Origin of the sequence: Nodosilinea sp. LEGE 07088 (genome assembly GCF_015207395.1) — a bacterium.
GTDB lineage: Bacteria > Cyanobacteriota > Cyanobacteriia > Phormidesmidales > Phormidesmidaceae > Nodosilinea.
This window is the reverse complement of sequence record NZ_JADEWX010000003.1, coordinates 55,144-67,215: the sequence shown is the minus strand read 5'-3', so window position 1 is coordinate 67,215 and position 12,072 is coordinate 55,144. Positions and strand designations below refer to the sequence as shown.

Annotated in this window: 10 protein-coding genes; 5 read left to right on the top strand and 5 right to left on the bottom strand. The window is 56.2% G+C overall.

Annotated features, from left to right (window positions below):
* Positions 1-21: 21 nt before the first annotated feature.
* The 3 genes from IQ254_RS01755 (at position 22) to IQ254_RS01745 (ending at position 1,976) form a co-directional block, all read left to right on the top strand.
* Entirely contained in the window at positions 22-723 is a 702-nt protein-coding gene (locus IQ254_RS01755) for a DUF4333 domain-containing protein (protein WP_193963695.1), read from the top strand.
* Between the two features lie 134 nt (positions 724-857).
* Positions 858-1,556: a MotA/TolQ/ExbB proton channel family protein gene (locus tag IQ254_RS01750; protein WP_193963693.1), complete on the top strand. Its 699-nt coding sequence runs from the start codon at positions 858-860 to the stop codon at positions 1,554-1,556.
* 9 nt (positions 1,557-1,565) lie between these two features.
* Complete coding sequence (locus tag IQ254_RS01745; RefSeq protein ID WP_193963691.1) at positions 1,566-1,976, top strand: biopolymer transporter ExbD; 411 nt, start codon at positions 1,566-1,568, stop codon at positions 1,974-1,976.
* Between the two features lie 45 nt (positions 1,977-2,021).
* Here the strand turns inward: IQ254_RS01745 and IQ254_RS01740 are convergent, their stop codons facing one another.
* Positions 2,022-3,299 (bottom strand): glycosyltransferase family 4 protein, encoded by a 1,278-nt coding sequence (locus tag IQ254_RS01740; RefSeq protein ID WP_193963689.1) that lies wholly within the window; start codon positions 3,297-3,299, stop codon positions 2,022-2,024.
* A 309-nt stretch (positions 3,300-3,608) separates the two neighbouring features.
* Between IQ254_RS01740 and IQ254_RS01735 the strand changes: the two genes are divergently transcribed.
* Positions 3,609-4,589 carry a CIA30 family protein gene (locus IQ254_RS01735; protein ID WP_193963687.1) on the top strand — a complete coding sequence of 327 codons (981 nt, stop codon included), beginning with the start codon at positions 3,609-3,611 and terminating at the stop codon, positions 4,587-4,589.
* Positions 4,590-4,730: 141 nt separating this feature from the next.
* Here IQ254_RS01735 and IQ254_RS01730 read toward each other — a convergent pair whose 3' ends face one another.
* The 4 genes from IQ254_RS01730 to IQ254_RS01715 all read right to left on the bottom strand — a co-directional run bounded on the left by IQ254_RS01730 (position 4,731) and on the right by IQ254_RS01715 (position 9,405).
* On the bottom strand, positions 4,731-5,384 hold the full coding sequence (locus IQ254_RS01730) for a DUF3318 domain-containing protein (protein ID WP_193963685.1): 654 nt from the start codon (positions 5,382-5,384) through the stop codon (positions 4,731-4,733).
* A 150-nt stretch (positions 5,385-5,534) separates the two neighbouring features.
* A complete protein-coding gene (gene dusB, locus IQ254_RS01725; RefSeq protein WP_193963683.1) occupies positions 5,535-6,596 on the bottom strand; it encodes a tRNA dihydrouridine synthase DusB in 1,062 nt (353 codons plus the stop codon).
* Between the two features lie 66 nt (positions 6,597-6,662).
* Entirely contained in the window at positions 6,663-8,150 is a 1,488-nt protein-coding gene (locus tag IQ254_RS01720; RefSeq protein WP_193963681.1) for an adenylate/guanylate cyclase domain-containing protein, read from the bottom strand.
* A 166-nt stretch (positions 8,151-8,316) separates the two neighbouring features.
* The gene (locus IQ254_RS01715) at positions 8,317-9,405 is read right to left on the bottom strand and encodes a hypothetical protein (RefSeq protein ID WP_193963679.1); all 1,089 of its coding nucleotides are present in this window, start codon (positions 9,403-9,405) and stop codon (positions 8,317-8,319) included.
* 360 nt (positions 9,406-9,765) lie between these two features.
* On the opposite strand from IQ254_RS01715, the gene recJ reads away from it, so the two are divergent.
* A complete protein-coding gene (gene recJ / locus IQ254_RS01710) occupies positions 9,766-12,060 on the top strand; it encodes a single-stranded-DNA-specific exonuclease RecJ (protein ID WP_193963677.1) in 2,295 nt (764 codons plus the stop codon).
* Positions 12,061-12,072: the final 12 nt, after the last annotated feature.

Below are 12,072 nucleotides of genomic sequence, written 5' to 3'. Positions count from 1 at the left end.
CCCGAAGGACTGATTGGCTCAATGAACAGGTGTAACCGATTTGCTTCCCTCAAGTCATGGCTTTGGGGGCTCGGTGCCCTGGGCCTGGTCGCCTGCGGCAACCGGCTCGACACCGCCAAGGTAGAGGCCGCCATTAAGGCCGATATTGAGCGCCAGGGGCGTCGTCTATCGATTGACTCTGTACTCTGCCCTAGCGACATCACTCGCCAGGCAGAGGCCTACTTTCGCTGCGTCGGCGAGTTGAGCCCCGAGGGCAGCTTTACCGTCAATGTCATTCAGCAAGACAATCAGGGCAATGTTACCTGGGAGGTGCCCAATTCTAAGGCGCTGCTAAATTTACCCAAGATAGAAGACAGCATTCAGCAGGGGCTATCACAGGCCTACGGTAAGCGAGCTCAAATCGACTGTGGTACGTCTACCTACCGGGTCAATCAGCCCGGCGATCGCTTTGAATGTCAGGTGGTGGGAAGCCTAGAAACCGATACCAGCACGATTGAGTCAGTACTGGTTAAGGTTGATTCTGACGGTAACTTGAGCTGGCAAGAGCTACCGTCTCCTGGTGCAGTAGCTGCCGCCGCTGGAGTCAATCCCGTCGCTGGTCGGCCTGCGGCAGCAACCACCCAGTCTAGCCCTCAGCCATCATCACCGGTTAAGACAACCTCAGTGACTGGGCCTACCGGACGCGCCATTAACCGACCGTATATTCCGGGAGATAGCGATTAGACTACTGTCTGATCGAACCACGGCACGACTTAAACTTTTCTTAAATCGTTATCGCTCTTGCGTTAATGTGCAGGGCAATAGCTTTCGATAGGCTTATCGTGGAAGCAGAACCAATTCACTGTTAGTCCCAGGCTATGACAACTGTTCTAGATTTTTTGGCTAAGGGTGGGCCAGTCATGGTGCCCATTTTAGGCTGCTCAGTACTCACCATTGCCACCGCCCTAGAGCGCTCCCTGTTCTGGACCAAGCTGCTGCGCCGCGAAGATCAGGTCGTCAGTGACGTGCTAGATGCTTCTCGTCGTGACCTCAGCCAAGCCGCCGCGATCGCAACCCAGGCCCAAGATCTGCCCATTGGCCGGTTTTTGCTGGCTCCCCTGCGGCTGAAGCAGCCCTCCCCTGACACTTTTCGGCTGGCGATGGAAACAGCTGGCGATCGCGAATTTGTCAAAATGCGCCGGGGCGATAAAATTCTAGAAACCATCGTCGCAGTGGCGCCACTGCTGGGCCTGCTCGGAACGGTAACCGGGCTAATTGCCACCTTCGGCAACCTCAACATTGGCGGGGGAGGGACCGGTGAACAAGCCAGCGCCGCCGCCGCCGGAATTGGTGAAGCCTTGATTACTACCGCGGCTGGCATGGTGGTAGCGATTATTGCCCTGCTAGTTTTTCGGGTCATGGTCACCCTCCAGGCCCAGCAAATCGACTACTTCTCTGACGCTGGCAACGAACTCGAGCTGATCTACCGTCAGTATTGGTACGAACCCAGCCTGAGCATCGACCCTAACCATCGCCCCGACCTGGTGACCAGCCCCAAGCCAATGGAACGGTTGTAGCTTTAATCTATGCGGTTTAGTCAACGTCAGTCTTCGAAACTACCCCAGATCGACCTCATCCCTATGCTGAATGTGATGATGGGGATCTTGGCGTTCTTTGTCATGATCACCATGAGCCTGGGCAGCGAAAAACTCATCGACGTCCAGCTACCGGCTGAGCAGCAAGACAATACCCCGCCCCCGCTCCCCACCGACCCGTTCATCGTGCAGCTCGTGGGCGAAAATCAGGTGCAGCTCAACGGGCAGCCGATTGAAGTCGAAGCCCTGAAGGGGCAAATGGAAACCTACCTGGGCCGCAATCCCGAAAACATTGTCTTTCTCTTGCCCGGTCAGGATCTACCCTACGAGCAGGTAATGCAGTTTTTAGGCGATATGCGCTCTGTCGGCGGCGATCGCGTCTCTCTAGCGATCGAAGAATAAAGCTGGTTAGCCACCCTGTACCGATGCTCTAGGCCTATCTAGCCTCTATTCTTGCACCGGCAGCAGAGTAAATTCTCCATCTGTGGACTGGCGTTGCGGAGCCACCAGCTCATAGAAGAGGGCTTCGTAGCGATTAATTGCTCGACTAGCCGAATAATGTTCAACAGCATATTGACGGCCACGTTGGCCCAAATATTGCGCCTTTGCCGGATGCTGATAGAGATCTAGAATATTTTGCGCAAGCGCCTGAGGATTCTCCGGCTCGACCACCAGGCCACCCCCACTCGCTCTGACTGCCTGAGCAGCAGACCCATCCCCCGGTACCGAAGCTAGAATAGGCCGACCACTGGCCAACAGCACCTGGGTTTTAGAGGGCATATTAAAGCCCACCATACTGCGCTTCTGCAAAATTAGCCCCACATCGGCTGCGGCCAGCATATCGGGCAGCTCAGCCCGAGGCACAAAGGGCAGCAGCGAAATATTGCTCAGTCCTAGCTTTTGGCGAAAGGCTTCCAGGGCCGCTAGCTGTTTACCTTCGCCCACAATCACCAGATGGATATCGGGATAGTCTGTCAAAACCCGGGCGGCGCGAATAGCCGTTTTTACCCCCTGGGTAGCGGCGATATTGCCGGTGTAGAGCACTACGAATTTGTCTTGCAGCTGGTGGTGGTGGCGAAACACGCTACTGGCCTGAGGCCGGGGAGCAATAAAGTCAACATCGACCCAGTTGGCGATAGACACCATTTTTGTATCGGGTACCCCTTTAGCCAGCAAGTTATCGCGAAAGCCCTGGGCAATGACGCTAATGCGAGTAGCGTTGCGATAGGCAAAGGTTTCTACCAGCTCGGCCAGGCGAATGGCCCAAGGATTGCTCAGCAAACCGGTTTGCACCGCCGCCTCAGGCAAAATATCTTGCAGATTGAGCACGCTGGGGCATTGATAGATCGTCTTGAGCAGCGCCACAGGCAGGCAGGCAGGCAGAGAGGGGCTACTATTGAGAATCACATCAGGCCGCCATCCCCGCAGCGCCGACCAGAGACTGAGCATGATAAAACTCAGTTCTAGCAGGAGTCGCCCCGCTAGCCTTTGCTTGGGACAAGTCAGCACGAAGCAACGTTGAATGGTGACCCCGTTGCGATCTTCAGTGGAGAAGAGGCGGCCACGATATTGGGGATAAATATGGCGCTCAGGATAATTGGGCATCGCCGTGACCACACGCACCTGGTGCCCCTTAGCCACTAACCCCTCAGCCAGCTCGGTCATGAGCGGTGCAATGCCAATCGGCTCTGGGTGGTAGTTGTAGGAGTAAATTAAAATTCGCATGGGTAATGCTTGCTTAAGGGAACCACGAAAACAGGGGCTGGCGAAGGGCACAACATCAAAGGATTTACCACCGCTAGGGTTAGCATACCCGGGTGAGTCAGGCTGACTAATGGGTAGATCTACAGAAAATCGCCCGATCGCGTGACACATCTGGGCCGAGTTAGACACAAGATTGACAATGTTTTGTTAGCTTTTACCATGACTTGGAATCCTATACGACTGCTCAAAACCTTGGCTCATTTCGAGGTGGTAGGCCCTCTCAGCAAGGGATTACGCCGTCTTCCCGGCATGGTAGAACCCGGTATCTCTATGACAAATACTTTAGACACCCGTAGTTTAGTTCCTGTTTTAGCTCAACCCAAAATAGCGTTAGGGGGCAGCACGATAGATCAGTTTGATGCGCTGGCCCCGGTGCTGACTCCCCTTGGTTATGGGGTTATTTCTAAAGCTTTGGAGCCCGGGGCCAACCTGATCAACACCCCGCTGATTCTCTGGGGGGCTACCAATCCTGAGGCAGCCGATCTGGCTGCGATCGCACAGCTGGGTCAAGCCGCCGCGTATCAGGAGGCAACCCTGATCAATTTTTGTCGCCTTGACCCCGCGATCGCGGCCCTGTGGGGCAGTCTCGACGATGGGGTAATGGGCGGAGTCAGCACTAGCCAAATCCAGTGGCAGGGGGGCTTGCGGTTTAGTGGGCAGGTCTCTACCGCCAATAGCGGTGGATTTGCCTCCATTCGCACCCGCAACCTGGAGCCACCCCTAAACCTGAGCCAGTGGCAGGGCACCGTGCTGCATGCCCAGGGCGACGGCCAACGGTACAAATGGATTTTGCGCGACAACCCTGGCTGGGATAGCCTGGCCTACTGCCGCTCCTTTGATACTGAGGCCACTGGCTCCAACGTCATCAGAACCTCATTTTTAGACATGGTGGCCACTCGCCGCGCCCGTACGGTGCCTGAGGCTAGCCCCCTCAACCCGGCTCAGCTCTATTCAATGCAGCTCATGCTGAGTAAATTTGAATACGATGGCGACCTTAACCCGGCCTTCTCACCGGGCGATTTCGAGCTTACGGTACAGTCCCTGGGGGTCTATCGTCAGGGTGCTAAGCCAGTCATCGTGCTGCCTAAAAGCAGCCCGGAGATGGTGGCCCAGCTAAAGGTCGCAGGTCTGACAGGGGTGGTTCCGCACAATCAAAGTTTTGCCGTCATTGGTGCCAGCACGGGTCTGCCGCCGGAGATACCGATAGCGGTGATAGAACAGATCTTGCAAACGCTGCGGCAATCCGATTAAGAGTGTTCCAACTAAATACCTATCCGGTGTCTCTCCGCGACCGGCCCATTGGGCCGAGTTCGCGTTCCTGATCAGGATGTTTTTTTAGGTGGAATACTCTAAGCCCTAGCGCCCCCGATCAGGGCGATCGCGCTATCCAGCCTAGTAGGCCGATCGCATATCGCCACGCTGGGCCCGAGCACTCTCCTTGGCTTTAGCGGCACTCTTTTTGAGGGCTTCCAGGCGTTTGATGTAGCGATCGCGCTGACGCTTCTTCGGGGTTTGCTCAATCAGAGTTTTGAGGGCGCTGCCCAGGCTTTTATAGGCATTGGGCAAGGTGTAACCAAAGCGAGTGGCAATGGCGATCGCGCGATCGTCGGCACTGATGCTCTCTTGCAGGGTCTTTTGGTTGTTGTTGCGCTTATAGAGCCGCCAGCTTGAAAAGCCACACAGCCCCAGCGCCAGCATTAGCAGTAGGCCATCTTGTACCCACAGCTCACCGACGGCCCCACCCAGGCCAATAGCCAGCGCAGCCATTTCCCAACCATCGCGGGGAATGGTGTCGTTTTGAATGCGGCCTACCTCATGCCAAAATAATAGATTGCGCTGGTCGAGCGCCAGCTGTTCCCACTTGATCAGGTCAACCTGAATCTCAACCTGGTCTTTACCCAGTTCTTCACAGGTGATCAGCGGCGGGGTCACATCAATGGCCGACTCCACCGTCACCCAGCTCTGAAGTTCAGGGGGCAACAGGCTTCTCAGACGGCGAAGCTCACCCATATCGGCGCGGGCAGTGGCGGTGGCGTACGAGGTCATGGAGATACTGGGGAAAACAGCAGCAACTTAAATCTGAACAACTTAAGTTTATTTATTAATAGATCCTACCTTAAACCCCGTTAGTCAAGGGGCGGTTATCCGCTCTTAGCTAATTCTTACTGTTGACAACGTCTGGATACAGCGCCCAACCTAACCTGGGGCTACCCCAGTAGGCACAGAACCTGGCCGACCTAGAGCGGGGTCTGTCTCTAGAGCTGCGATCGCATCATCGAGCAACCGATATCCCGCCACCAGGGTATCAATTTGGCAAAGCTGCTGACGCAGGGGGGCAGCCCCTGCAAACCCTTTGACATACCAGGCCATATGCTTGCGAGCCTGATAGATGCCCTTTTGGCCCTTGTACTGCCACAGCAGGCCCAGGTGTTCTCGGGCACAGCGCAGCCTGTCTAGTAGGGTAGGCGGGGGTAAAACCACACCCGTTTTTAGAAAGGCATCAATTTCGCCCACCAAAAATGGGTAGCCCAGGGTACCCCGCGAGCACATCACCCCATCGGCCCCAGTGATCTCCAAACAGCGCACCGCCGACTCCACCGAGACAATATCGCCGTTAGCAATCACCGGTATGGCCAGCGCGGCCTTGACCCGGGCAATCCAGTGCCAATCGGCGGGGCCGTGGTAGCCCTGGCTGCGCGTGCGCCCGTGAAGCGTCAGCATTTGCGCCCCAGCCGCCTCCATGCGGCGGGCAAACTCTACGGCATTGATATGGTCGTCATCCCAACCAATGCGGGTTTTCACGGTCACAGGTACAGGCACGGCACTGGCCACCGTACGGACAATCGCCTCGGCTACCTCTGGCTGCCGCAGCAACGAAGACCCACCGCCTTTTTTAGTGATTTTATTGACCGGGCAACCCATGTTGATGTCGATGGTTTTGGCCCCTTCTGTCACCGCTTTACGCGCCGCTGCCGCCATAAAGTCGGGGCGGCAGTCAAACAGCTGAATGCTGATCGGCTGTTCGGCGGCACCAATGTCCATCAGCTTTGCGAGCTGCTGGGCGTGGCATAGCCCCGTGGCCTGCACCATCTCGGTGTAGAGCATCGAGGCTGGCGCATAGCGACGGACCAGCTGCCGAAAGGCGCGATCGGTCACCCCAGACAGGGGCGACTGCAATACCCGACTCTGAACAGTTACAGCACCAATGTGCAGGGGCTGACGCAGTCGCTGACGCAGATCCGCAGAAATCGCAACCATAGGAAATCTAGAGGCAGCAGGTATTGTCTCCAGGGCATTTTATCTTGAATCCTACCCAGCTCAGGACTACAGCCGCCCTACGAGCCAGTAGGTCATCATTTGACCCCGGCCCTTAACCGCCACATGGCCACGAGCCTCAAACCGAAACTTGCCTTTAAGTTTTTCATACAGTTCTGGCGTCACCTGAATGCGCTGGGCCTCTCCAGTGGCCTCCATGCGACTGGCAATATTAACGGTATCGCCCCAAAGATCGTAGGCAAACTTGCGTCGTCCAATCACCCCAGCAACGACTGAGCCCGTATTAATGCCCACCCGAATTTGAAACGTCTTGCCGTCAGGGCGCGGAAACCGCTCAATAGCGTCACAAATGTCGATGGCAAAGTGTGCGATCGATTCGGCATGGTCATCGCTGGCACTGGGCAGCCCGCCCGCCACCATATAGGCATCACCGATCGTCTTAATTTTCTCCAAGCGGTGAAACTCAGCCAGCTGGTCAAACATTGAAAACACCTCATTCAACAGCTTAACCAGCTGAGGTGGCGTCATTTGGCTAGAAGCTGCCGTAAAGTCAACCAGATCGGCAAATAGCACACTCACCTGATCAAGGCTTTCGGCAATGGTGCGAGCCCCGCCCTTGAGGCGCTGGGCAATGCGATGGGGCAAAATATTGACCAGTAGGCGATCGGCTTGCTGGCGCTGTTGCCGCAGCTCGGTTTCCATTTGCCGCCGCTCACTGATGTCATGAACAATACCTTCATAGTGCAAAAAGGTGCCGTTCTTATCCCATACTTTCCAAATATCTTCGCTGACCCAAAACGTGCCGCCATCTTTGCGGAATACCTCTGACTCAGCATCGGTAATTTTGTCAAAGCGATTGAGATAGACGACCAATTCATCCCGCCGTTTCGGTTCAAGATAAATCTGGTGGCTAATATCTGAGATGGTCGCCACCATTTCTTGGGGCGAGTCATAGCCATAAAGCCTAGCCATTGATGGATTAACGCTGAGCAGCTGCCCCGTTGACGAGGCTTTAAAGATGCCCACCGTTGCATTCTCGAAAATACTGCGGTAGTTCATCTCTGCCGCAATCATCGCCTGCTCCATTTGGGTGCGTTCTTGCACCTCTTGAAGCAGCAAAGCATTTTGCTGGCTAAGCAGCTGCCGCTGCTGGGCTAACCGCAGCTGATTTTGCACCCTGACCAACACCTCTTGGGCAGAAAAGGGCTTAGTTATATAGTCGGTGGCCCCCACTTGAAAAGCTTTGACGCGATCGAGGGAGTCCACCAAAGAGCTGAGCACAATCACCGGGATCTCGGCGGTGAGGGGGTTGGCCTTGAGCCGTTGGCACAAAGCATAACCATCCATGTCAGGCAGCACGAGATCTAGTAGCACCAATCCAGGACGATATGCTGAGATGACACCTAATGCCTGCGCAGCATTTTCAGCCACCTCAATACGATACCCCTGCTGACTTAGAAGCCGTTTCAGCAGGCGTAGGGTTTCAGCATCGTCATCGACGATGACTAAATCAATAGTAGGGGTGGCATCATCCACGGTGCAAAGGCAGAGAAGACCACATGATTGGTTTAAGCATAGGGGCATTAGACCAAAACAATGCACCGGATCTTAGCCGTTACTCTGAGAACCCACGTTAGGTTAACGTTGCTCTACCGAATTGTCTTGCTCAGCCGAGAGAGCAGCAAGCTAATCTGCGCGCCACTTAGTTTACCTGGAGGGTTTGGCCAAAGTTACGATAGCCGGTTACGGTTCCTTGACGGAAGGTGACTTCTCCACCATCAAACTGGAAAACTTCTTCACAGTTGCTGTCATTGCGGCTAATGGCAGTTGGCGTACGTCCTTCGACCCTGAGCACCTCAGAACGGCTAGACCCAACAGACCAATGCTGAGGTAATGTCTGGCCCTCAGGTAGAGGGGGCAGATTCAGAGAGAGCCTGAGATTTTTATCGACGTCAGCATAGCCAATCACCTGCCCCTCTTCAAACTGCACGGCACTAGTCCCAAAATAAAGCGTGGTATAACGGGTGGCGGTGTATTGCCCTTGGCGAGTAGGGGTGCCCTGAATTCGGATGACATCGGCCTCAGCCGAGCCCAGAGTCCAGGTGCCTTGGGCCGCTTGAGCCGAGACCACAACGGGCGTTTCACCAATAACCTTGAGGTTGCTATCAGTATTTTCGTATTGGCTGACGTAACCGTTATTGAGCTCTACCACGCTGTTGTCGTAGCGCAGGATTTGCTGACAGCTACTTTGAAACTGGGTGGTTTGGGAGGGCGGCCCCTGAACGGTCAGCACCAGGTCGCGGTCAGAGCCCAGCGTCCAGTAATTTGTGTCGGCAGGGGTACGGCTGGTGCGGGTATCCACATTGCTCTGGGCATATTGGCGGTTGCGCTCGTACTCAGCTACCTTCTCTTGGGCCAGGGCAGCGTTAGGGCTGGAATTGGGCACGAGCCGCATAGCATCGCTGGCCTGTTGCCAGAGAATAACAATGTCGGCCCAGTCTTCTCTAAATTCAGCGGTTTGAGTTAACTCGGCGGCAGCCATAGCCTGCTCAGACCCCTGGCGGAACGGATCTGCGCCCGTGGCTTCAGTAACTCGGGAGGGAGGCCATAGCCACGATCGCTCTTCTCCAGCGAGCATTAAGTACCCAACGGCCGCACTTAAACCAATCGACAACCCCAGTGCTCCCCAGGTCAGTCGTTCCCGCAGGGTTTGGCCAGGTCGTTTGAGGTGAAAGGTGTACAGTGTTTGAGGATTTTGACCATCTAGCTCAGGGTGGCTACGCTTCGTCATAATTAAAATTAACTAATGAGGAGTTTACAACTCCAAAGACAGTTTGCCGAGCAGGGGCCGAAGGTGGTATCGGTTTGGAGCGTCCATTAAAAAATAAAACTAACTGATATAGATGAAAAGTAGGAGAGTCGGGTGTTTAGGCCCTCACCTCAGCGCGGATCGCTAACCATGGGAATCAGCTAAGCAGATATTCATCTATTTGGCTGACTATAAATTACCCGCTAACCCTATCGTAGGCAAATAGCCTGTGATCTGCCCTGCTAATTTATTTTACGGAAGCTTTTTAAAGTTTCCGGGTGGGGTGGGCCTACTCGCCTCAACCAACCCGTTTTCTAATTGTTGTTGTTTTAAACGGATTTTATGGCTGCACCACCGTTGCACTGGGCGCTCCCCACAGCAGATCACTGTCCAGAGCCCTGGGCGAGGGCCGTGGCCCAGGTCGTCGGGGGGGGGAGCGGGCATCTGGCTCAAATACTGTGGCAGCGGCAGATCTGTAACCTCGATGCCCTTGAGGGTTGGCTGAACCCGGCAGTTTATGAGCCTAGGTCGGCCCATGCCTTTGGGCCGGATATGGCGATCGCAGTGGCCCGTCTTAACCAGGCTATTGCTGAGCGAGAAAAGGTCGCTATCTGGGGCGATTTTGATGCCGATGGCGTGACGGCTACCGCCGTGCTGTGGGATGGGCTGGGGCAGTTGATCCCCAAGGGCGATCGCCTCACCTATTTCATCCCCAACCGCCTCAGCGAATCCCACGGGCTGTCGCAGCGGGGCATTGATCAGCTGGCTCGGTGGGGCGCCACCCTGATGGTGACCTGTGACACGGGCAGCACCAATGGGGCTGAAATTGCCTACGCTAATCAGCTGGGTATTGAGGTGATTGTGACCGATCACCACACGCTGCCGGATAGGGAGATTGGCGCTCTTGCTCTGATTAATCCCAGGCGTTTATCCCCAGATCATCCCCTGGCCACGTTGTCGGGGGTAGCGGTGGCCTATAAGCTGCTGGAGGGCTGGTATGACTCGCTAGAATCACCGCCGCCTCGCCCCCTTGACCATGTGCTCGACCTGGTGGCTATCGGGCTGATTGCTGATTTAGTCGAGCTTAGAGGCGACTGTCGCTACCTCGCCCAGGTGGGAATAGCACGACTACAAACCCAGACTCAGCCAGCGCCCCCCTATCCCAGGCCGGGATTGACAGAACTGCTAGCGCTGTGTAAGCGCACGGGCGATCGCCCGACGGATATTTCCTTTGGCCTAGGGCCGCGCATTAACGCGGTCAGCCGCATTCATGGCGATGCCAGCTTTTGTGTAGAGCTATTGACTAGCCAAGATCGCGATCGCGCCAAAACCCTGGCCTATGAAGCCGAGCTGGCCAACACCCGCCGCCAGGCTCTCCAGCGGGATGTGTATAGCCAGGTCATGGCCCGGGTCGCCCAGGTAGACCTGGCTACGACCCGCTGTTTGGTGCTGGCCGATGAGCAGTGGCCCGCCGGTATTTTGGGCCTGGTGGCTGGGCAACTGGCCCAAGCCTTAGGGATACCCACCATTTTGCTCCGCATCGATCCGCCGCCTGAGGATGGCAGGCCGCGACTGGCGCGGGGGTCGGCCCGATCGGTTCAGGGGCTCGATCTCTACCAGCTGTTTCAGACCCAGGCCAGTTTACTCACCGGGTTTGGCGGCCATCCCCTGGCGGCGGGGCTGACTCTGCCTGTCGAGCATGTGGAGATGCTGGCGGCGGCGTTAAACCGCGTGGTGCGTGAGCAGCTTGGCGGAGATAGCGCCCCTCAGGCCCTGCTTAAGATCGATCTGGCGGTAACGGTGAGCGATCTAGGCCAGCCTCTATTTCGCCAACTCAAAGGGCTAGAACCCTGCGGTATGGGCAACCCAGTGCCAAAGCTGCTGATTCGCCAGGCCTGGTTTCAGAATGTGTCGCACAGAAAATTGCGCGATCGCAACAACCAGACCGTCGGCTATATCAAAACTGAGTTTGAGCTGTGGGATGACGATGCTCAGGCGGGCTTTGCGGGCGAGTGGTGGGGCCACTACCGCGATGAACTACCCCAGGGGCGTTGTGATGTGGTGGCAGAGCTCGATTTCAACCGTCACAATGGCTATCACATCAAGCTAGTGGATGTCCGGCCAAGCGCCGTCGCGGCCCCAGCCCCAGGTCCATCGCACCCTATTCTTGACTGGCGGCAGACCATGCCCGGCGACCAAGGGGCCGTGCTGATAGTCGATCAGGTGCCTAGCCACTGGAGCGACTGGCAAGCCTGGCAGCGGCAGGCCGCCCAGAGTGGGTTGCCGCTGGCCCTCACCTACTCACCCGAGGTAGACCGGCTAACGCCCTCGGCGGTGTGGCAAGAGCTGGTGGGCATTGCCAAGTATCTGGCCCGAACCGGGATTGAAGTAACGCGATCGCAGCTGATAGAGAGGCTGCACCTGTCTCCCACCAGCCTCTCCCTCGGGTTGGCGGCCTTAGCCACGGTTGGGTTCGACATCGCCACCCAAGATGCCGCCGTGCTTACCCTGAAAACCCACCCCGAGACCGATGCGCCCGAGTTTCTGGCCGTGCGGCGCTTTCTAGACGCCGTGCAAGAAGAGCAATTTCGTCGGCGATATTTTGCCCAGGTACCCGTATCAGCCCTTTCCTGCTAGGGTGGGCACGGC

Coding starts and splice junctions, on each gene's coding strand:
- IQ254_RS01755 (WP_193963695.1), top strand. CDS start 22: ATGAACAGGTGTAACCGATTTGCTTCCCTCAAGTCATGGCTTTGGGGG.
- IQ254_RS01750 (WP_193963693.1), top strand. CDS start 858: ATGACAACTGTTCTAGATTTTTTGGCTAAGGGTGGGCCAGTCATGGTG.
- IQ254_RS01745 (WP_193963691.1), top strand. CDS start 1,566: ATGCGGTTTAGTCAACGTCAGTCTTCGAAACTACCCCAGATCGACCTC.
- IQ254_RS01740 (WP_193963689.1), bottom strand. CDS start 3,299: ATGCGAATTTTAATTTACTCCTACAACTACCACCCAGAGCCGATTGGC.
- IQ254_RS01735 (WP_193963687.1), top strand. CDS start 3,609: ATGACAAATACTTTAGACACCCGTAGTTTAGTTCCTGTTTTAGCTCAA.
- IQ254_RS01730 (WP_193963685.1), bottom strand. CDS start 5,384: ATGACCTCGTACGCCACCGCCACTGCCCGCGCCGATATGGGTGAGCTT.
- dusB (WP_193963683.1), bottom strand. CDS start 6,596: ATGGTTGCGATTTCTGCGGATCTGCGTCAGCGACTGCGTCAGCCCCTG.
- IQ254_RS01715 (WP_193963679.1), bottom strand. CDS start 9,405: ATGACGAAGCGTAGCCACCCTGAGCTAGATGGTCAAAATCCTCAAACA.
- recJ (WP_193963677.1), top strand. CDS start 9,766: ATGGCTGCACCACCGTTGCACTGGGCGCTCCCCACAGCAGATCACTGT.